Source organism: Rhodococcus marinonascens NBRC 14363, assembly GCF_001894885.1.
In the GTDB taxonomy this organism is placed as follows: domain Bacteria; phylum Actinomycetota; class Actinomycetes; order Mycobacteriales; family Mycobacteriaceae; genus Rhodococcus_F; species Rhodococcus_F marinonascens.
Window position 1 is genome coordinate 66,678 of the sequence record NZ_BCXB01000016.1, and the last position, 19,706, is coordinate 86,383.

Genomic DNA, 19,706 nt, shown 5'->3' on the forward strand with positions numbered 1-19,706 from the left:
CCGGTGACTGACAAGGATGAGTCGAGTTGGAACTGGTCCACTCGGCGGCCGCGGATACGAATGTGATCAATTCTCGTTATTATGCGATTCCGTCGCGGCCCGATTATGTAGACTACCGGCGTGCCGAATCAGGAGAATGCCGAGTTTTCCGGTCACGAGGCAAAGGTGCCGTTTCCCAAGCCGGAACGCGACATCGACCTGTACCGCCGGGCGATTTCTACGCTTCAGGCCGCACTCCCCCACGGCTGGACGTTGACATCCGGCAAATCCCGCTCCCTCGCCGATGCGCCGGAACGGCTACTGGTCGGCGCCCCCGGCGGCGAGGTGGCGTCTTTCGCCGTAATCCCCGCACGTGGTGTGCTCGCGGGGGACGCCGCCCGGTTCGCGGACGGGCTCTCGGCCTCCGATCACGGATTCGTCTGTGCCCGATACCTTTCCGAACCCGTTCGCCGTCAACTCGACGCCAGAGGCGTCTCCTACGCCGATGCGACGGGGAACACTTCGCTGTCCGCTGACCGGCCGGCGATCTGGGTGCGTGACCGTGGTGCGGATGCAGACCCTTGGCGGGGCCCCGGCCGGCCGGCCGCCCAGTTGACCGGCGATCCGGCCGCGCGCGTCGTGCGTGCGCTCGCTGATCATTCCGGTCAACTGACGGTCCCCGAACTCATCCGACTGTCCGGGGCGTCCACCGGCGCGACATATCGGGTCGTCGAAACCCTGGAAGAACGCGATCTCATCGAACGACTCCCCCGCGGCCCCATCATCAGCGTGCGGTGGCAACAGATGTTGCGCGCCTGGAGCAGCGACGCAAACTTCAGGGCCAGCCCCACGGTCGGCTACTTTGCGCCAGAGGGAGTGCAGTCGTTCCTGACAAGACTGGGGAAGCACTCCGACCACCTCTATGCCGTGACGAGCTCACTCGCAGCCGCCGCTTTCGTCGAGTATGCGCCTGTGCATCAGGTACAGATCTACGCCGATCACGGTGAGGCCCTCGCCGGTGCGCTCGAACTACGCCCCGTCGACGAAGGCGCCAACGTCCTCGTCGCCACTCCCCGATCAGCGTCGGTGTTCGAGCGCACCCTCTTTCGCGACAATGTCCGGTTGGTCGCCCCAACTCAGGCCTTCGCTGATCTTCTCGCCGGAACCGGTCGTCACTCTCAGGAAGCGGAGCACCTCCTCGAATGGCTGACCGAGAACGTGAGCGAGTGGAGGACCCCGCTCAGTGCCCCGACATCTCCGTGACCGCTCACGCCCACACACTTTCCGCCCGAATTCGTGCGTCGACACCCACACCACGCCGTGAGAGGGTCGCGCACGAGCACACTCGCGCCGCAGGATGTACATTTCGTAGCCTCACCGAGTGAGTCGGATAGAGCCCGACAGGCGTGGGAGTCCGTTCGCACACGAATAGGAGTATTTGGTTGTCCATCGGAGTTGGGCTCAGGGTCGGCGCTGTCGTATCCAACGCGGTCGTGGCGTCGAACGATCCGGGATCACCGGATCCGATTGTCATCGTCAGAGACACTGTCTTGCATATGTGCCCGGACGGCACTGCGATTCTCGGCGGATCCGCGCCGCGCACGATCGGTGAGACCCACAGCGTTTCAGCATTCCTTCCCAGCGTGGGTGAACCCGCGGGTGTCGAGGTGGGTGACGGGTCGCGTTTCCGTGCCGAGGACCTGGTTGCCGGCGCGATGCGCTGCCTACTCAGGGAATGCGAACCAATTCCCGACCACGGCGGGCGCACCGGCGGCGCTCCCGACATCATTGCTGCATACCCCACCCGGTGGGACTCGACAGCGGTCTCGGCACTGCGCGACGCGCTGGACTACGCCGATATGTCCTATCTGTCCCTCGTCTCGGATGCTGAGGCGGCCGCGGCTTGGTTCGAATCGGAGATCGCCGAGCGTCCCGGTCAGCTTGTCGGCATTTACCACGTCGACGACACCGGTGCCACTGTCGCACTGATCCGCTCGGGCGTCGAGGCGGGCAAAGCGTTCCGATTCTCCTCGGGCGGCTCCCCCACGGCCCAACTCGCTACCGCACTCGGAGCGTTCGGATGGCTACCGAGCAACCTCGATGCCGTAGTCGTCACCGGCGACGGGCTGATAGCGAGAGACCCCGCAGCTGTGCAGGCATTCGCGGACACGGTCAGCGAGAAATTTGACGTACGCTGCGTCGTCGGCCCTGGGCCAGAGCAGACCGCCGCCCTCGGGGCCGCGATCCGCGCCGCCGGATTCAACCCGACCACACACAAGATCACTCCCATCGGACTTCCGCCCTCCTACGACGTCACCGAGGTGATCGAAGCCGTTGTCGATGCCGTTGTCGACGTCGACAACGCGCCCGAGGTCAAACTCGGAGAGGTACCTCACGCACCAGCAACCCCAGTCGGGGCAGCCACACCCGCACGGACTTCCGCCCTCCCGCAGTCCCCCGTATCCACCGTCACGCAGGTCGAGGACGAACCCGTCCTCGACTCGAGCACGCGGGATTCCTGGCTCATCGCCGCCGCGGTCGGGGTGGCACTCGTGCTGGTCGCGATCGTCTTCGTCTGGCTCCTCCTCTGAGCCTCGATCATCGGTGCTGCGCCATCGGTGTTTCAGTGCCCTTGGAAGTTCGAGTCGGGACGGTTCGAAGTGGAGGCGACTCCCGTTGATGGGGTTGTGAGTAGATGCACCGAACTTCGGCTAATTACCCTTTTCCGTCGCGTACTGATGTAGGCGCGAACTGATAGCAGAGGTCTATGCGACCTGCGTCCAGGGGGTAGGGTGCGACACCGCCTAGTCTTTGACTTCCTCCTGGTCGTGGAGGACCGGGATTCCTGCGCGGGAACACATGATGTGTTCCCGCGTTCGGTAGGTTCCTGCTTCATCGCTGACTGCCCCGGCAAGCCGGGGTCTGACATCTGCTCCACATGCATTTAGCGACTGTGCCAGCCCGGCAGCGTCGATGATATTCACCGCGGCGTTGTAATCGCGGTCCAGGAGCGATCAATCTTCACCACCGTCCGCCCATGCATGGCGGCCTTCTCCTGAAGTAGCCGCACCAGGGTGGACCACCCGGCCTCATGCACCGACTTCGCCAACCCGGTGCGGACCAGACCGGCCACCGCAAGATCCTCGACGGCCACCACTTGGTTCTCGTGGATCAGCCGCCTCGCGAGCTTGTGGTGATGATCGAGCCGGGTCTCGCGCACCTTCCGATGCACTACCGCGACCCGGATGCGCGCCTTGGCACGGTTGTGTGAGCCTTTCTCCTTCCGGGCCAGCGCCTTCTGTGCCCGTGCCACACGTTTCTCCGCAGCCCGCAGGTGCCGGGGTGCGGGCACCTTCTCCCTGGTGCCGTCCGAGCGGGCGATGACCGCCAGATCCGTCAACCCCAAATCGATTCCGGCCACGGTCGGTGCCTGCGGTAGCGGCTGTTCGTCTCGTTCCACCACGAACGAGACGAAATAGCGGCCGTCCGCCTCCCGAATCACCGACACCGACGAGGGCTCCGACGGCAATTGTCGGGACCACACCAGTTCGACGTCGCCGATCTTCGCCAACCGCACACACCGAGAGGTGACCGTGAACCCGTTACGGGTCAACCGGAGTGCCTGCCGGTTGCCCTTGCGGGACCGACACCGGGGTGCCCCCACCTTGCGGCCCTTCCGTTTCCCGGGCACCGAGTCGAAAAAGTTGCGGTACGCCCGCCTCGCATCCTGACGCGCCTGCACCAGTGCCACCGAGCCACCTCGGCCAACCATTCCCGCTGCGGGGTGTCTTTGGCGAGGGTCGCGACCCGGCGCTGCACGTCGGTGTCGGAGATCTTCTCCCCCGCGACGCGGGCATCCTGTCGAACCCGGAGTGCATCGTTGAATACCACCCGCACACACCCGAACGAGCGGGCCAGCATTCTTTGCTGGTCCCCCGTCGGATATGCGCGGTACCGGTAGCCGGCGATCACCCACCCAACATGCCCATGACCTACGACACACAATGATGAGTTACCAAGGCGCAGTACAACATGTGTTTTCGGTGTACACGCACACTCACCGGAACCATCTGTGGTCGCCGTCGTACTTCGCCACGTCCTGCGGTGGGGCACCTCTGTCGGTCATTCGGCAGTACGTTGAGCAACAAAGTTGACCCGATTGAGAGATCGGATATCGGTGATCCTGAAGGGCGGAGGCCCTAAATGGCTGGGCTTGCGCCGAAGGCCCTCGGGTCAGCGCAGAGATACGCCGAGGAGCGCATCCACCGCGGCGGCGAACTCGCTAGGCGCGTTCGTGTCGGAACCACCATGGTCGAGAGCACGACGGGCCCAGCCGTCGAGGGCGTCGAGCGCCTTCGGGGTATCGAGGTCGTCCGCCAGGTGCTGGCGCAATCGCGCGATCGTGTCGGTGGCGGACTGCGCCGACCCCAGTGCGGCAGCGTTCCTCCACAGCACCAGTCGGGTTTGCGCATCAGCGAGCACCTGATCGGTCCAGGGGCGGTCCTGGCGGTAGTGCCCCGACAACAGCCCCAACCGGATAGCGACCGGGTCGACACCCTCGCCGCGCAACTTGGACACGAACACGAGGTTGCCACGACTCTTCGACATCTTCTCGCCGCCGAGTCCGATCATTCCGGTGTGCACGTAGTGGCGTGCGAAGCGGCGGGCGCCCGTCGCCGACTCTGCGTGCGCCGCGGAGAACTCGTGGTGCGGGAAGATCAGATCGCTGCCGCCGCCCTGTACGTCGAAACCCGAGCCGATACGGTTGAGCGCGATCGCCGAACACTCGATGTGCCAGCCGGGACGACCCGGTCCGAACGGAGACGGCCAGGACGGCTCCCCCTCGCGGGCTGCCCGCCACACCAGGGCGTCGAGAGGGTTCTGCTTGCCCGCGCGGTCGGGATCGCCGCCGCGCTCGGCGAAGAACTTCTCCATCGTCTCGCGGTCGTAACCGGACTCGTAGCCGAACTGCTCGGTCGCGTTCGCCCGGAAGTACACGTCGGGGAACTCTGGGTCGTCGACGATGTACGCGGCACCGGACGCGACGAACTTCTCGACCATCTCGATCACTTCGCCGATCGACTCGACGGCGCCGATGTAGTCACGCGGTGGCAGGACCCGGAGCGCTTCCATGTCTTCGCGGAACAGCGCCGTCTCACGCATTCCGAGAACGACCCAGTCCTCGCCGTCGCGGTTGGCACGCTCGAAGAGCGGATCGTCGACGTCGGTGACGTTTTGCACATAGTGCACGTCATGCCCGGCGTCACGCCAGATCCGATTGACCAGATCGAACGTGAGGTACGTCGCCGCGTGACCGAGGTGGGTGGCGTCGTAGGGGGTGATACCGCACACGTACATGCTGGCCGTGCGCCCCGGCGTGACCGGACGAACCTGCCGGTCAGCGGTGTCGAACAACCGCAGCGGAGGCCCCTGGCCTACGACGAACGGGACAGGGGTTTCGGACCAAGACTGCATGACAGTGAGCCTAGTGGAACCACGTTCCCGGCCCGACGGGTGTCGCCCCGCTCAGAATGCAGGCCACGGTATGGGCCGGCGGCCGTTCGGGCGGGGCATGACGGGGGCGTCGAGCAGGTCGACGGCGCGCTCGTATAGTGCGACCACTTCGTCCGACGTGATGTACTCACCCAGCTGGGCACCGAAGTCGCCCTCGAGCGACGAGATCAGTCCTGCGATATCGCCGATGAGAACTCCCGGCACCTCCGTCCCGGCCCACCCCCACAGCACGGTCCGCAGCTTGTTCTCGGTGTGCAGGCAGATGCCGTGGTCGACGCCGTAAACGGAGCCGTCCAGACCCTCGAGTGCGTGGCCACCCTTGCGGTCGGCATTGTTGATCAGTATGTCGAGAACTGCCATCCGTTGCAGTCGAGGGTCGTCGGCGTGGATGAGCACGATGGGTTCGCCATCCATATCGATTGCTTGCAGGATCTCGAACCACCCCTCCGGCACAGCGTCGGGCGCGCAGATGTCGACCAGATCGGGGCCGACGGTGCCATCACCACGCCGATCTGCCGTGTCGACCCATCGCTGCACCATTCCCCGACCGAACGGACCCTCACGCAGAACGGTGTGAGGAATCACACTCCAGCCGAGTTGCTCGGACACCAGGTACGACGCGTACTCGCGTCCGGCGAGTGTGCCGTCCGGGAAATCCCACAACGCACGCTCCCCACGGATCGGTTTGTAGACGCAGCGAACGATGCTCTCACCCCAGACCGCGTCGCAGACCAGGGTGGCATTGCTGGCGTCGGTGATCCGGCCGACGAGAGTCAACTCGCCGGACAAGAGGGGATCGGGCTCCTCGGCAGACAACTCTCAATCCTCCACTTCCTCTTCCGGGGTGAGTCCGAAGCTCTGGCCTCGGCGATACCCGTTGGTTCGAATGCAGATGTGCCCCTCCGGCGCGAGCGGTTCGGTGCACAGCGGGCACGGCGCCCGCCCGGCGGCAATGACCCGTTCAGACCGCAGCGAGAAGTCCCGGGCCTGGAGGGGGGAGAGGAAAACGCGAACAGCGTCCGGTCCGTCCTCGGAGTCGTCGAGGACGACTGATTCGTCGAACTCGGTTTCGCTGACGGCGAGCAGTTCGACCACTACGGACTCGGCATCCGCATCCCAGCCCAACCCCATCGTGCCAACCCGGAACTCGACGTCTATCGGGGTCACGAGCGGGCTGACATCGTCGAGTTGGGCTCCCTCCGGCGGTACCTCCGTGCCGAACCGGCGGTGTACTTCCTCGAGGAGGAGCCCCATCCGATCGGCCAGCACCTGAACCTGCTGCTTCTCCATCAAGACGCTGATCACGCGCGCCTCGTGCACAGCCTGGAGATAGAAGGACCTGTCGCCCGGCTCGCCCACCGTCCCTGCAATGAATCGGTCAGGAGTGCGGAATACGTGAATTGCGCGTGACATTGCACCTCCTTCAACTGGAGCCGGGCACTGTTGCGGCACCGCCCACTAATTGTTCCGTCTCAGACTGTTCCTCACAGCGTGCTGCATCCATTATCCGTCAATCGTCATAGCCGGACCTCCCCGCCGGGCACCGATCCGGATACTTCGGCGCCCCCCGACACCCGGGGAGTGTTCACTCCCGCCAGATCCGTGCCCGTGTCGTTCATCTTCAACACATACGGTCGGGTAGAGGTGTATCGGACAACGCAGATCGAGGCCGGCTCGGCAACAATCCTCTGGAATCCGTCGAGATGCGCACCGAGCGCGTCGACGACAATCGACTTGATGACGTCGCCATGCGAGCATGCCACCCACACCACGTCCCGGCCGTGCAGTTCCGCGAGCCTCGCGTCGTGCTCCCGAACCGCGGCCACTGCCCGGGCCTGGACTTGTGCCAGTCCTTCTCCACCAGGAAATACCGCCGCGGACGCATGCTGCTGCACGACCTTCCACAAAGGCTCCTCGAGTAGACCCTTCAGCTCACGCCCGGTCCACTCGCCGTAGTCGACCTCGACGAGCCGTTGTTCCACGACGGGAGTCAACCCACGCGCCTGGGCGAGGGGTTCGACCGTCTGCTCACACCGGACGAGCGGTGAATGCACTATCTCCTCGATTGCCACGTCCGAGAGACGGGACACGACAGCCTGCGCCTGTTCGCGGCCGTGGTCGTCGAGTTCAACTCCAGGTAACCGGCCGGCAAGCGTGTGTACGGTGTTGGACGTCGACCGCCCGTGGCGCAGAAGGACAACTGTCATTGACCCAGCCTAGTGTCGTTCACTCCCCTACCGCCTGATGTCAGGTGGCCGACACGACGCCGGTAGCGAGAAGTGACAGCACGACGACGCCGAGGACGATGCGGTATCCGACAAACCAGTACATGGAATGGTTGACGACGAATCGGAGCAGCCAAGAGATCGATGCGTAACCGATGGCGAACGCGATCACGGTGGCGACGAGCAACTGTGGGCCGCTCGCATCGAGGCCCTCACCAGTCGGCTGAAATGCGTCGGGAAGGCTGAACAGGCCGGACGCTACGACGGCGGGTATCGCGAGGAGGAAGGAATAGCGGGCCGCTGCCTCGCGGGTGAGTCCGAGGAAGAGGCCTGCGCTGATCGTGCCGCCCGACCGCGAGACGCCGGGGATCAGGGCCAGCGCCTGAGCCGAGCCCATGATGATGCCATCCCTGGCGCGCAGGTCCTCGATGGGACGCACCTTCCGCCCGTAGTACTCGGCCGCCGCGATGACCAATGCGAAGACGATCAGCATTGTCGCGATCAACCACAAATTGCGGGCACCGGTGCGGATCTGATCCTTGAACAGGAAGCCGAGTACACCAACCGGAATCGTGCCTATGATCACATACCAGCCCATCCGGTAGTCAAGGTCACCACGGCGCTCGGGGTGCAGCAGTCCCCGAAACCACGCGGCGACGATCCGTCCGATGTCGCGGGCGAAGTAGATGAGCACGGCCGCTTCGGTGCCGAGTTGGGTCACGGCAGTGAAGGACGCGCCCGCGTCGGTTCCGAAGAAGATCTCCGACACAATCCGAAGGTGGCCGGAGGAGGAGATCGGCAGGAACTCGGTCAACCCCTGCAGCGCTCCAAGGAAAATCGCCTGGAGCCAGGTCATCGCCTCCCCCGTCATTCGACGATCCCGTCGAATGTGCCGTGCTGACGCCAATCTCCCGTGTCGCGTTCGTAATTCACCGGCGCCACCGTACCGGGAAAGGAGACCTCCGGCAGAATCCGGCGTGGCAAGGCCGGTGCCACGCGATACCCCACTAGTCTGCTCCTGTGGTAGGCAGTCCCGGGAGCCAACCGTTGCCTCCCGGTCAGTACGAGACGCAGGTGGTTATGGAACAAAGATCGGTCGGAGCAAGTGGTTTACGAGTGTCACGGCTTGGTCTGGGCACGCTCAATTGGGGTCGGGACACCGACGGCGACGAAGCCGCTGCGCAGATCGCGGCTTTCGTGGACGCGGGCGGAACACTCGTCGACACCTCGCCCGCGTACGGCGACGGTGTGGCGCAGCGGATTCTGGCGGAACTCCTCGACGACGTGGTGCCACGAACGGACCTCGTCCTGAGTTCGAGTGCCGGAATCAGCCCCGCCGGCCCCTCGCGAATCGACTGCTCGCGGCGGGGCCTCATCGCTCAACTCGACGCCACCCTGCGCGAACTCGGCACCGACTACCTCGACATGTGGCAGGTAGCCACGTGGGATCGGTTCACCCCCGTCGACGAGGTCGCCGCCACACTCGACTACGCGGTATCGAGTGGCCGGGTGCGCTACGTCGGAGTCCGGGGCTACCTCGGGTGGCAATTGGCCACCGCGGCAGGTGCCTATCGGTCCGCGACACTCGTTGCCACCCAGGTCGAATACTCACTCCTCGCGCGTGGGGTCGAAGAAGAACTCGTCCCGGCTGCCACACATCACGGAATCGGTGTGTTCGCTGCGGTGCCCCTCGCACGCGGGGTCCTGACCGGCAAGTACCGGAGCGGAATTCCCGTCGACTCCCGCGGCGCCGACGACGCGCACGCGCAGGACATCCAGAGTTACCTCACCGATTCGTCGGTCCGCGTCGTGGATGCGGTCGTGACCGCGGCCGACGGTCTCGGTACTTCTCCACTGGCCGTCGCGCTCGCTTGGGCTCGCGACCGTCCCGGCGTCGCGAGCGCCGTGGTCGGGGCCAGGGACATCGCACAGTTGACCGGTGTACTGGTCGCCGAAGAACTCAGGCTGCCGCGCGCGATCGCATCGGCGCTCGACGACGTCAGCGCCTAGGGCTGATCAGGACCGTCGGACTGCAGTTCTCCAGTTTCGTTCGTCGCGTCCGCCTTTCGGGTCTCCCCCCTCTGGGTGTCCGCAGAACGTCCCTCGATCATCGTTCCGAGACGGCTGAGAACCGCACGGACCGTCGTTCCATCCTCTTGCCGGGCAACCGACGAATCGGGATCGGAAACAGCATCTCGCACGACGGCGATGACGCTGCGCTCGTCCGTCAGGTCGATCTCGCGGACCGAACGCCGCGCCGACGCCACGATGTCACCCGTCGTCGGGACTTCGGTCTCGGCGTCCACCCGGTATATCTCGACGTGCATGGTGCTCTTGCGCACGCGGAATGCGTAGGAGTTGCCATCTGCCGTAGTGCCGAAGCCGTGTGCGTACGCTCCGACCGAGATGTCTTCGACGGTGAACGCCGGTTTTTCGGGTATCTCCATGGACTTCTCCTCGATTTCCTCACCCGGCATTCGAGAAGTAGCCGGACGAGGGCGATATTGCTCACGGTATGGCCTCGGGACCCGCTCGGCGCCGACCGAATGGGTGAGCGTTTCGCGGATCAGTAATGCTAGTGGACAGTTGTGCAGGTACAGGTCGACGAGAGAACCTCAAGGAGTAGAACATGGCCGGACTGGGAGCGCGCGCCGTCGCCACCTCTATCGGATTGGCATTCCTCCTGGTAGCGGGCTGTACTTCGAATTCCGACGAGGACGCGGCGGTGACGATCGAACCCGCCAGTGCCGCGCAGTCTCCGACCCAGAACACCGCGCCCGCCGGTATCGTCCACCCTGTCGACCAGCCGATCGTTTCCATCACATTCGACCCCGACACGCGGACAGCCGTGGCCGTGACGGACGTCGGTAACCAAATTCTGCTGTTCCCGGGCGACGACCTCGCCGCGCCCCCGCGCGTGATCCCACTGGCCGAGGGCGTGACCCAGGTCTCGCTCGCACCAGGCGGGGTCGCACTTCTCGCCATGGACAAGCAGATAGGACGCCTGGACCTGCACACTGGGGATCTGACGTTCGTGCCTGCCCAAGGCGATGTGCGGTCGGTAGCCCAATTCCCCGACGGCCGAATCGCAATGGGACTCGGCAATGGTGAGATTCACATCGAAAACCTCGAGACGAACGAGTCACAAGTAATCGACGGCTTGACCTCGGTCGACGCGCTGGCCGTCGTCGGCGACACACTTACCGCACTCGACCGCGGCCAGACATCCGTCACGGCGATCGACGTTCCCGACTCCTCGCTCGGCCTCGCCTTGCGAGCCGGCGAAGGGGCGACACAGCTCACAACCGACCACTTCGGGCGGATCCTCGTCACCGACACCAGAGGCGACGAACTGCTCGCCTACACAACGGATGCCCTGATGCTCCGTCAGCGATTCCCCGCCGGACCCGCCCCGTACGCCGTCGCGTACGACGACCAATCCGACCGAGCCTGGGTCACCCTGACCGAAACCAACGAAGTGGTCGGATTCGACCTTTCGAGCGGTGCCGGGGTCGAGACTGCCCGTTATCCCACCGTCCGGCAGCCGAACTCCGTCGCGGTCGATACGGTGAACGGTGACCTCCTGATCGGTTCCGCGACGGGAGACGGCCTGCAGCAGATCCCGACGAGGAGTCCGTAGATGTCATCACATTCGCGTCACGTCCCCTCCGGATGGGAAGTCGAATCCGAAGAATTCGAGTACGTGCCGCTTCGGCTGCCACCCGACGTCACGCGTATCAGCGCGTCGATGAGATTGGCGATCCAGGCGGAGTTCGGGGGCTGGGAACTCTCGCGGGTCCGCCTGTACTCCGACGGAAGCCGCCGAGTATTGCTCAAACGAAGGAAGACCGCCCACCATGTCCCCGACCCCGCAATCTAGGAAGGCCTCCTTGTACCACCTGCTCCTGCGGCTGATGTTCCTCGTTCCCCCGGAAACGATTCATCACCTGGCCTTCGCTGCGATGCGTCTCGTCACCCGGTTCGCACCCCTGCGTCAACTGGTCCGCAAGGTTCTCGTCGTAGACGATCCGGTACTGCGGAACACGGTGTTAGGGCTCGACTTCCGGGGCCCGCTCGGACTCGCCGCCGGATTCGACAAGGATGCGACGGGCGTCGACGCGTGGGAATCCCTCGGTTTCGGCTTCGCGGAAGTGGGCACCGTCACCGCCGAAGCACAGCCCGGCAATGCGGCGCCCCGCCTGTTCCGGCTACCCGCCGACCGCGCCCTGATCAACCGGATGGGTTTCAACAACCACGGCGCGGGCAGTGCCGCCAACCATCTTCGCCGGCGCCGAGTCGGTGTTCCGATCGGCGCGAATATCGGCAAGACCAAACTCGTCGACGCCGCAGATGCACCCGCCGACTACACGGCGAGCGCGCAACTCCTCGGCCCGTTGGCAGACTTCATGGTGGTCAATGTCAGCTCACCCAACACGCCCGGCCTGCGAGACCTCCAGGCCGTTGAGTCACTACGACCTCTGCTGCGTGCGGTCCTCGACTCCGTGAAGATCCCGGTTCTAGTCAAGATCGCTCCTGACCTGTCGGACGAGGATGTCGACGCAGTCGCCGACCTCGTCGTGGACCTCGGTCTCGCCGGAATCGTGGCCACCAACACCACAATTCGCAGGGACGGACTGAAGACCCTCGAAACGGAGGTCAGGGCCATCGGTGCGGGTGGATTGTCTGGCGCTCCGGTCGCCGAGCGGTCTCTCGAGGTGCTCCGCCGCCTGCACGAGCGAGTCGGCGGGCGCATGGTGCTGATCTCCGTCGGCGGTATCGAGACCGCCGACCAGGCGTGGGAACGCATCCTGGCGGGCGCCTCCCTCGTGCAGGGATACACCGGCTTCATCTACGGGGGCCCATTCTGGGCACGTCGTATCCACAAGGGACTGGCCCGCAAGGTGCGCGCGGCCGGCTACCGAAGCATCGCCGACGCGATCGGCGCGGGCGCCGTCCGCTGACCGATTCCGACCGCAACAAGGCCCGGCAGATCCTCGCGGTTCGCCGGGCCCCGTTGGAGTCGGGCTATTGCTCGTGCGTCCCTGTGATCGTGGCCCGTGCAAGTGCATGCCCGAAGAGATTGAATCCCAGGAAAGCGGGAGTCGAATCTTCCGTCACGCCCTCGAGGGTGTCCACGTCGACCGCATGAACCGCGACGATGTATCGGTGCGGTCCGTGACCCGGTGGCGGCGCCGCGCCGAGGAAGCGGCGCAGACTGCCGTCGTTCTTCAGTGTGATCGCGCCGTGTGGGAGCCCTGTTCCGGCGTCGTCACCCGCGCCGGTCACCAGGGTGGTCGTCTCGGCCGGGATGTTGGCCACGGCCCAGTGCCAGAAGCCGGAGGCAGTCGGCGCGTCGGGATCGTACACCGTCACCACGAAACTCTTGGTCTCGGCCGGAAAACCCGACCACGACAACTGCGGTGAACTGTCCTGGCCGCCTGCACCGAAGATTCCGCTGACCTGGCCGTTATTCAGCGGCCGCCCGTCGGTGACATCGGTGGAAGTCAGCTTGAAGCCGGGCAGGTCGGGGAGTGCCTCGTACGGGTTCGACATGCGGTTCCTCTCTTCTCGCGTATGGGTGTTCGGATCAGCTGTGGAGCAGGAACCGTTCCAGCACACGGGTGCCGAACAGTAGTGCGTCGACGGGAACTCGCTCGTCGACGCCGTGGAACAGCGCGGTGAAATCGAGGTCGGGCGGCAACTGCAACGGAGAGAATCCGAAGCATCGAATACCGAGCTTCGCAAACGCCTTTGCGTCGGTTCCTCCCGACAACATGTACGGCACGGTCCGGGCTCCCGGATCGTGCGCGAGGATCGCCTCGTTCATGGCGTCCACAAGGTGTCCGTCGAACGTTGTCTCGTAGGAGTCGAGATCCGTGATCCATTCGCGCTGAACATCCGGTCCGATGAGATCGTCGACGGTCGCCTCGAACTCTGTCAGCCGGCCTGGCAGGATTCGGCAGTCGACTACTGCCTCCGCAGTCTGTGGAATGACATTGGCCTTGTATCCGGCCGACAGCATCGTCGGATTGGCGGTGTCACGCAGGGTAGCCCCGATAAGATTGGCAATCGTCCCGAGTTTCGCGAGCGTGCCATCGAGGTCCGGTGACGTCGGGTCCAAGTCCAGTCCCGTCTCCTCGCCCGCCGCGTCCAGGAATTCGGCCACCGAATCGGAGACGACCAACGGGAACGTGTGCGCCCCCAGCCGGGCGACCGCCTGCGCGAGGGTGGTGACGGCGTTGTCGGTGTGCAGGAACGAGCCGTGCCCGGCCCTGCCCTTGGCTGTCAGGCGCATCCATTTGAGACTCTTCTCGGCGGTCTGCACGAGGTAGAGCCGTCGGTCGGTGCCGTCCGGACGTGGGACGGTCAGGGAGAAACCCCCGACCTCGCCAATAGCTTCCGTGACCCCCTCGAACAGGTCGTGTCGATTCGCGACCAGCCACTGGCACCCGTATGCACCGCCGGCCTCCTCATCGGCGACGAACGCGAACACGAGATCGCGGGGCGGCACGATTCCCTCAGCCTTGAACTTGCGGGCGACCGCCAAGATCATGCCGACCATGTCCTTCATGTCGACAGCTCCGCGGCCCCACACGTAGCCGTTCTCGACGGCACCCGAGAAGGGGTGGACACGCCAGTCTGCCGGCTCTGCGGGCACCACGTCGAGGTGGCCGTGCAGCATCAGGGCGCCACGGTTGGGGTCCGAGCCCTTCAGCCGCGCGAATACGTTGCCGCGGCCCGGCGCCCCGGACTCCACGTACTCGGTCTCGTAGCCCACTTCCTTGAGCTGGGTCGCCACCCACTGCGCACACTCGCGCTCGCCCTTCGTTGTGGCGAGCTCTCCGGTATTGGACGTGTCGAAACGGATCAAGGCGCTGACAAGCTCTACGACCTCGGCTTCGGCGCGACCCTGGCCTGGGGTTTTCTGTTTGGTTGGCACCCCACTTTCCTACCACCCGAACAGCAGAAATGCTGCGGTGTGAGGAGCGATTTGGGCCGCGGCGCTTCATCAGTTAATCTTTTGCAGCACCCAGGAAATGGGAGCAGGCAGGTCCGAGTGGCGGAATGGCAGACGCGCTAGCTTGAGGTGCTAGTGTCCTATTAACGGACGTGGGGGTTCAAGTCCCCCCTCGGACACTCTGAGTTGAGACAGACGAGAAGACCCCGGTTCATCGAACCGGGGTCTTCTTCGTGAGAGGGCGAAGTTCGATGGGTGAAGCAACAACGACGATCGATCCAGCGGATCTCGAGGTCTGTCTGAGGGTTCTCGATCAGGCGGCGGAACTCGACGATTCGGATCCCGACTCCGTCACCGTCCAACGCGCCGTGGGCCACCTCTTCAAGAAGTTGAAGAAACGTCGGCGGATCACGGCCCGCAACACCGTCTCAGAGGCCGACCGCTCGGTGGTGGCCACGACCGCGACCGGATCACCCGATCGTATCGACGACGAGACCGCTGGCATCCCACTGACGTCGAATACCGATGGTGCCACCGCCGGCACGTTGATCCGGCCCCGCCCCTGCTACATCTGCAAGCAGCGCTACACCCGCGTCGACGCCTTCTACCACCAACTCTGCCCCGACTGCGCGGCCAAGGGTCGCGCCAAGAGGGACGCGCGGACGGACCTCACCGGACGCCGCGCGCTGCTGACTGGTGGTCGCGCCAAGATCGGCATGTACATCGCGCTGCGCCTACTCCGCGACGGCGCGCACACGACGATCACCACCCGTTTCCCCAACGACGCTATCCGGCGGTTCAGGGCTATGGCGGACAGCAGCGAGTGGATTCATCGGTTGCGGGTCGTGGGCATCGACCTGCGCGACCCGGCGCAGGTCGTAGCGCTTGCCGATTCCGTTGCGGCGCAGGGTCCGCTGGACATTCTGATCAACAACGCGGCGCAGACGGTGCGCCGCTCCCCCGGCGCCTACAGTGCGCTGGCGGACGCCGAGTCCGGCGCCCTTCCCGCCGGTGATCTTCCCGATGTCCTGACGTTCGGCAAGACGAGTGACGCTCACCCGGCCGCTCTGGCCGGTTCTTTGTCCGACGTGTCCGCGACGGCGGGCGCCGCGCTGTCTCCCGATGCGATCAGCTCACTCGCACTCGTCGCCAAGTCGGCGTCTCCGGATCGGATAGATCGGGGCCTCGCGATCGACGCCGGCGGACTGCTCCCCGACCTGGCACACACGAACAGTTGGGTCCAAACGGTGGAGGCGGTCGACCCGATCGAACTCCTCGAGGTGCAGCTGTGCAACTCGGTGGCCCCGTTCATCCTGGTTTCCCGGCTTCGTCCCGCTATGGCGGCGGCCGGTGCTCGCCGCAAGTACGTGGTGAACGTGTCCGCGATGGAGGGACAATTCAACCGTGCCTACAAGGGGCCCGGACATCCGCACACCAATATGGCGAAGGCTGCGCTCAACATGCTGACCCGTACCAGCGCCAAGGAGATGTTGGAAGACGGCGTCCTCATGACGGCGGTGGACACTGGCTGGATCACGGACGAGCGGCCGCACTACACCAAGATGCGCCTGGCCGAGGAGGGCTTCCACGCCCCGCTCGACCTGGTCGACGGCGCCGCCCGCGTGTACGACCCGATCGTCCAGGGCGAGCAGGGCGTCGATCTGCACGGCTGCTTCCTGAAGGATTACCAACCGTCCCCATGGTGATCGTGCACGGCCTCGAGTATCCGGCGAGTATGTCCGGCGAGAGCATCGACACAGCCGGCTCATTCGCCACACGGTGATAATGGGGGCGTACATCCTCGAAACGGAGGCACCTCATGGCGATAGCCGTTGTCCACCGAGACAGCCCCGAAGGCCGGGCGGCCATCGTCTACGCTGCCCGTGTAGCCGTTCGGCGACGCGAACAGCTACACGTCCTGCACGTGCTCGACGAGGCACTCGGCCGCGATGCCGAGTCCGACCGCTCCGCTCTACGCGCCGAGGTTCAGGCCACTCTCGAAAACGGCGAGGTCGGTGAGTCGCCTTGGGAACTGCGCATCAACGGGCACGCCGGCGATCAGTTGAGCGCGCTGCGGGCACTCGTTGACAGCAGCGGCGCCGATCTACTGGTCGTGGGCATGCGGCGCCAGTCCCCAATCGGCAAGTTCCTCCTCGAACGCTGGCTGCAACGCCTCCTCCTCGAGGTCGAAGTTCCGATCTTGGTGGTCAAAGAAGGAGCGCACGGCACCGCGTGAACTGAAGCCCCGCGAACTGCGCCTACGATGGGGGGACGCTTCGACACCAGGGGGTGCATCGATGGGCAGCGCAGCATTTTACGGGGCACTCGCCGATGCGACGGCCGTTTCGCACCTGGCCTTCGTCCTGTATGTCGCGCTCGGCGGGTTCCTCGCGTGGCACTGGCCGCGCACCATCGCACTGCACCTTACGGCCGTCGTGTGGGGATTCACTGGTCTCCTCGTCGGCATCGACTGTCCGCTGACGCACCTGGAAAGTTGGGCCCGGGTCCACGCCGGGCAGAGCCCACTCCCCTCCTCCGGTTTCATCGCCCACTACCTCACCGGGGTCGTCTACCCGGAATCTGCTGCGGGAACAGTCCAGACCCTGGTCGCCCTCGGTGTACTCGCCTCCTGGGTCGGGTACGTAACCCTCCGGGTCCGTGGGTCACTCGTCCCCTCGCGTCCGCGCGGCGCAGGCCCCTGACCTCACACCGCCGGCTACCCGTCGGAGGTGCCCAACGAAGCGTTGACGGCAGCTTCGACATGCAGACGTGTGGTGGGGAAAACCGGGACCGCGCAATCCGTCGCGGAAACGAGGAGTTCGATCTCGGTACAGCCGAGCACCACGCCCTCGGAACCAGCGTCTACGAGACGGGTGATGACGTCGCGATAAATCTGCCGAGACTCTTCGCGTACTACACCCAGACACAGCTCGTCATAGATGATCCGATGCACCTCAGCCCGGTCCTACGCGGGTGGAATGAGCACGTCCAGACCATGACCGGCGAGCGGATCGCGGTAGAAGTCCTGCTCCATGGTGAAGGCGGTGCTGAGAAGCCCAACCATGTTCAGCCCCTCGCGGGTCACGGCCTGCGCGGTGGCATCGGCTAGGTGTAGCACAGGAATGTCGATTGCAGCCTTAACTTCTTCGGCGACCTTGTGCATCGTGTTGGTGCAGATCAGAAGGAGGTCGGCGCCGGCAACCTGAAGGGCCTTGGCGCCCTCGGCGAGCATTTCGCCCGCAGCGTCCCATCGTCCGGCAACCTGTAGTTCCTCGATGTCCGCAAAGTCCAACGACGCCAGCAACACACGCGCCGAGTGCAACCCGCCGAGCCGCTCCCGTACCAACTCAGCGGCCAGCCGGTAGTACTGCGCTGGACTCCCAGCTCATTCCACCGAGCATGCCGATCACCCGCGGGACATTCGTCGTCATGCCCCCAGTGTGTCAGCACCGCGTGTGGAGTCACTACCCTCATGAACGACAACAGCTGTCGCCGACATCCACGATGACGACCTTCCTGCTTTGGGTCAGCTGCCGGTTGAACATTCGAGGTCGGCGACCATCCTGGTCGACGACGACGATGCCGATGCGCTCATCAGCTTGACCTGCGCAGCGCCGCACAGACCTTCCCTGGTTGCTGCACACCGCCCGGACGAGGCATGTCGACCTCGGGCGCGGCACCGATTTCCTGTATCAGTATGGTCGTGCCATGACAGACAGAGAACGCGAACTGGATCTCGTCGTGTACGGGGCAACCGGCTTCGTCGGCAAACTTCTCGCCGACTATCTCGCAAGACATGCCCCGGACGGCGTCCGCATCGGACTCGCCGGGCGATCGGCTGCCAAACTCGAGTCGGTACGGTCGTCACTGGGTCCAAGGGCGGCCGAGTGGCCCGTGGTGGTCGCGAATTCCGATGACGCCGAGTCGCTTTCCGCCCTTGCAGGACTCACCCGCGTCGTCGCTACGACTGTGGGCCCGTACGCGAAGTACGGGCACGGTCTTGCCGCGGCGTGCGCGGAGAAGGGCACCGACTACGTGGACTTGACCGGTGAGGTGCTGTTCGTCCGCGATAGCATCGACGCCAACCATGAACGGGCTCGCGAGACCGGCGCCCGGATCGTGCACTCCTGCGGTTTCGACTCCATACCTTCCGACCTCGGCGTGCATGTGCTGCACGAAGCCGTGCAGGCCGACGGCGCAGGCGAACTCACCGACACGACGCTCGTCGTCACGTCCATGCGCGGTGGACTGAGCGGCGGGACGATCGATTCGATGCGCACGCAGGTCGACGTGTCCAAGAAGTATCCGGCGTTGCGGCGTCTCGCGGCCTCTCCGTACTCGCTGAGCCCCGACCGCTCGCAGGAACCGGACCTCGGCAAGCAGTCCGACATGAGCCTGGTCAACGGCAAGGACATCGCACCCGAGGTGAAGGGATGGAAGGCTCCCTTCGTCATGGCGTCCTACAACACCCGGATCGTGCGGCGCAGCAACGCGCTCCGGGATTGGGCCTACGGCCGTAAGTTCAAGTACCGCGAGGTCATGAGCGTCGGAACTTCGCCCGTCACACCGGTGGTTGCGGGTGCGGTCGCGGCCGGACTCGGGGGAATGCTCCTCGGCATGGCCATTGCGCCCACCCGATATGTTCTCGATCGTGTCCTACCCTCGCCAGGTGAAGGTCCCAGCGAAGAGAGTCAACGCAAGGGCCACTTCACCATGGATCTGTACACGACCACCACGACCGGCGCCCGCTACACCTCACGGGTGAAGGCGAAGGGCGACCCCGGATACAGCGCCACCGCGGTGATGCTCGGGGAATCCGCACTGAGCCTCGTCCTCGGCGGTGACTCATTGCCAGACGCTGCCGGGGTTCTCACTCCCGCATCGGCATTGGGGGACGTACTGGTGAACCGTCTGCGCGACTCAGATTTCGAGATCTCTGCACGAAAGCTGTGAGCAGGGGGCGCGTGTCGATAGACACGCGCCCAACCCCCTCTCGTCTCCCGCTCCTCCCGCCCACTCCGAGACGAGCC

The 19,706-nt window shown here is 65.0% G+C and carries 18 protein-coding genes, 1 tRNA gene and 3 pseudogenes; 12 read left to right on the forward strand and 10 right to left on the reverse strand.

Annotated features, from left to right (window positions below):
* Positions 1-120 precede the first annotated feature (120 nt).
* Positions 121-1,242, forward strand: coding sequence for a helix-turn-helix domain-containing protein (locus RM2_RS13510; RefSeq protein ID WP_072690025.1), 1,122 nt, complete (start codon positions 121-123; stop codon positions 1,240-1,242).
* Between the two features lie 179 nt (positions 1,243-1,421).
* Positions 1,422-2,570 carry a hypothetical protein gene (locus RM2_RS13515; protein ID WP_072690027.1) on the forward strand — a complete coding sequence of 383 codons (1,149 nt, stop codon included), beginning with the start codon at positions 1,422-1,424 and terminating at the stop codon, positions 2,568-2,570.
* A 389-nt stretch (positions 2,571-2,959) separates the two neighbouring features.
* Here RM2_RS13515 and RM2_RS13520 read toward each other — a convergent pair whose 3' ends face one another.
* Positions 2,960-3,730, reverse strand: a complete 771-nt coding sequence (locus tag RM2_RS13520) for an RNA-guided endonuclease InsQ/TnpB family protein (protein WP_245813922.1) — start codon at positions 3,728-3,730, stop codon at positions 2,960-2,962.
* 307 nt (positions 3,731-4,037) lie between these two features.
* Here RM2_RS13520 and RM2_RS13525 point away from each other — a divergent pair.
* A pseudogene (locus RM2_RS13525) lies at positions 4,038-4,133 on the forward strand (transposase); the annotation flags it as partial.
* A 79-nt stretch (positions 4,134-4,212) separates the two neighbouring features.
* Here RM2_RS13525 and mshC read toward each other — a convergent pair.
* From mshC to RM2_RS13550, 5 genes are all read right to left on the reverse strand, one after another.
* A complete protein-coding gene (gene mshC / locus RM2_RS13530; RefSeq protein ID WP_072690030.1) occupies positions 4,213-5,454 on the reverse strand; it encodes a cysteine--1-D-myo-inosityl 2-amino-2-deoxy-alpha-D-glucopyranoside ligase in 1,242 nt (413 codons plus the stop codon).
* 51 nt (positions 5,455-5,505) lie between these two features.
* Positions 5,506-6,309 (reverse strand): SCO1664 family protein, encoded by an 804-nt coding sequence (locus RM2_RS13535; protein ID WP_072690031.1) that lies wholly within the window; start codon positions 6,307-6,309, stop codon positions 5,506-5,508.
* A 3-nt stretch (positions 6,310-6,312) separates the two neighbouring features.
* Entirely contained in the window at positions 6,313-6,906 is a 594-nt protein-coding gene (locus RM2_RS13540) for a DUF3090 domain-containing protein (protein ID WP_072690032.1), read from the reverse strand.
* 104 nt (positions 6,907-7,010) lie between these two features.
* Entirely contained in the window at positions 7,011-7,700 is a 690-nt protein-coding gene (locus RM2_RS13545) for a histidine phosphatase family protein (RefSeq protein WP_072690033.1), read from the reverse strand.
* Between the two features lie 40 nt (positions 7,701-7,740).
* Positions 7,741-8,589: an undecaprenyl-diphosphate phosphatase gene (locus RM2_RS13550; protein ID WP_072690034.1), complete on the reverse strand. Its 849-nt coding sequence runs from the start codon at positions 8,587-8,589 to the stop codon at positions 7,741-7,743.
* Positions 8,590-8,798: 209 nt separating this feature from the next.
* Here RM2_RS13550 and RM2_RS13555 point away from each other — a divergent pair, with 209 nt between their 5' ends.
* On the forward strand, positions 8,799-9,728 hold the full coding sequence (locus RM2_RS13555; protein WP_072690035.1) for an aldo/keto reductase: 930 nt from the start codon (positions 8,799-8,801) through the stop codon (positions 9,726-9,728).
* An 89-nt stretch (positions 9,729-9,817) separates the two neighbouring features.
* On the opposite strand, the pseudogene RM2_RS13560 reads toward RM2_RS13555, so the two are convergent.
* Positions 9,818-10,165 (reverse strand): annotated as a pseudogene (locus tag RM2_RS13560) (hypothetical protein); the annotation flags it as partial.
* A gap of 182 nt (positions 10,166-10,347) precedes the next feature.
* Between RM2_RS13560 and RM2_RS13565 the strand changes: the two are divergent.
* From RM2_RS13565 to RM2_RS13575, 3 genes are read left to right on the forward strand one after another with little or no spacing between them, the layout of a single operon-like run.
* A complete protein-coding gene (locus tag RM2_RS13565; RefSeq protein WP_072690036.1) occupies positions 10,348-11,358 on the forward strand; it encodes a hypothetical protein in 1,011 nt (336 codons plus the stop codon).
* Positions 11,359-11,598: a DUF5703 family protein gene (locus RM2_RS13570; protein ID WP_072690037.1), complete on the forward strand. Its 240-nt coding sequence runs from the start codon at positions 11,359-11,361 to the stop codon at positions 11,596-11,598.
* 10 nt (positions 11,599-11,608) lie between these two features.
* Positions 11,609-12,679, forward strand: coding sequence for a quinone-dependent dihydroorotate dehydrogenase (locus RM2_RS13575; protein ID WP_072690038.1), 1,071 nt, complete (start codon positions 11,609-11,611; stop codon positions 12,677-12,679).
* A 64-nt stretch (positions 12,680-12,743) separates the two neighbouring features.
* Here RM2_RS13575 and RM2_RS13580 read toward each other — a convergent pair whose 3' ends face one another.
* Together RM2_RS13580 and RM2_RS13585 are read right to left on the reverse strand one after the other, a co-directional pair.
* Positions 12,744-13,271 (reverse strand): YbhB/YbcL family Raf kinase inhibitor-like protein, encoded by a 528-nt coding sequence (locus tag RM2_RS13580; protein ID WP_072690039.1) that lies wholly within the window; start codon positions 13,269-13,271, stop codon positions 12,744-12,746.
* A gap of 34 nt (positions 13,272-13,305) precedes the next feature.
* Positions 13,306-14,658 carry a M20/M25/M40 family metallo-hydrolase gene (locus RM2_RS13585; protein ID WP_072690041.1) on the reverse strand — a complete coding sequence of 451 codons (1,353 nt, stop codon included), beginning with the start codon at positions 14,656-14,658 and terminating at the stop codon, positions 13,306-13,308.
* A gap of 111 nt (positions 14,659-14,769) precedes the next feature.
* Between RM2_RS13585 and RM2_RS13590 the strand changes: the two genes are divergently transcribed.
* The 4 genes from RM2_RS13590 (at position 14,770) to RM2_RS13605 (ending at position 17,378) form a co-directional block, all read left to right on the forward strand.
* Positions 14,770-14,855, forward strand: a tRNA-Leu gene (locus RM2_RS13590).
* A gap of 72 nt (positions 14,856-14,927) precedes the next feature.
* Entirely contained in the window at positions 14,928-16,382 is a 1,455-nt protein-coding gene (locus RM2_RS13595; protein WP_072690043.1) for an SDR family NAD(P)-dependent oxidoreductase, read from the forward strand.
* Between the two features lie 113 nt (positions 16,383-16,495).
* Positions 16,496-16,912: a universal stress protein gene (locus RM2_RS13600; RefSeq protein WP_072690045.1), complete on the forward strand. Its 417-nt coding sequence runs from the start codon at positions 16,496-16,498 to the stop codon at positions 16,910-16,912.
* A 61-nt stretch (positions 16,913-16,973) separates the two neighbouring features.
* The gene (locus RM2_RS13605; protein WP_072690047.1) at positions 16,974-17,378 is read left to right on the forward strand and encodes a DUF2784 domain-containing protein; all 405 of its coding nucleotides are present in this window, start codon (positions 16,974-16,976) and stop codon (positions 17,376-17,378) included.
* 14 nt (positions 17,379-17,392) lie between these two features.
* Here RM2_RS13605 and RM2_RS13610 read toward each other — a convergent pair.
* Positions 17,393-18,037, reverse strand: a pseudogene (locus RM2_RS13610) (aspartate/glutamate racemase family protein); the annotation flags it as partial.
* Between the two features lie 347 nt (positions 18,038-18,384).
* Between RM2_RS13610 and RM2_RS13615 the strand changes: the two are divergent.
* A complete protein-coding gene (locus RM2_RS13615; protein WP_072690120.1) occupies positions 18,385-19,629 on the forward strand; it encodes a saccharopine dehydrogenase family protein in 1,245 nt (414 codons plus the stop codon).
* Positions 19,630-19,706: the final 77 nt, after the last annotated feature.

Excerpts from the sequence above, each read along its gene's own strand:
- RM2_RS13555 (WP_072690035.1), top strand. The coding sequence starts at position 8,799 with ATGGAACAAAGATCGGTCGGAGCAAGTGGTTTACGAGTGTCACGGCTT.
- mshC (WP_072690030.1), bottom strand. The coding sequence starts at position 5,454 with ATGCAGTCTTGGTCCGAAACCCCTGTCCCGTTCGTCGTAGGCCAGGGG.
- RM2_RS13605 (WP_072690047.1), top strand. The coding sequence starts at position 16,974 with ATGGGCAGCGCAGCATTTTACGGGGCACTCGCCGATGCGACGGCCGTT.
- RM2_RS13565 (WP_072690036.1), top strand. The coding sequence starts at position 10,348 with ATGGCCGGACTGGGAGCGCGCGCCGTCGCCACCTCTATCGGATTGGCA.
- RM2_RS13615 (WP_072690120.1), top strand. The coding sequence starts at position 18,385 with ATGACAGACAGAGAACGCGAACTGGATCTCGTCGTGTACGGGGCAACC.
- RM2_RS13595 (WP_072690043.1), top strand. The coding sequence starts at position 14,928 with ATGGGTGAAGCAACAACGACGATCGATCCAGCGGATCTCGAGGTCTGT.
- RM2_RS13550 (WP_072690034.1), bottom strand. The coding sequence starts at position 8,589 with ATGACGGGGGAGGCGATGACCTGGCTCCAGGCGATTTTCCTTGGAGCG.
- RM2_RS13580 (WP_072690039.1), bottom strand. The coding sequence starts at position 13,271 with ATGTCGAACCCGTACGAGGCACTCCCCGACCTGCCCGGCTTCAAGCTG.
- RM2_RS13545 (WP_072690033.1), bottom strand. The coding sequence starts at position 7,700 with ATGACAGTTGTCCTTCTGCGCCACGGGCGGTCGACGTCCAACACCGTA.
- RM2_RS13570 (WP_072690037.1), top strand. The coding sequence starts at position 11,359 with ATGTCATCACATTCGCGTCACGTCCCCTCCGGATGGGAAGTCGAATCC.
- RM2_RS13540 (WP_072690032.1), bottom strand. The coding sequence starts at position 6,906 with ATGTCACGCGCAATTCACGTATTCCGCACTCCTGACCGATTCATTGCA.
- RM2_RS13600 (WP_072690045.1), top strand. The coding sequence starts at position 16,496 with ATGGCGATAGCCGTTGTCCACCGAGACAGCCCCGAAGGCCGGGCGGCC.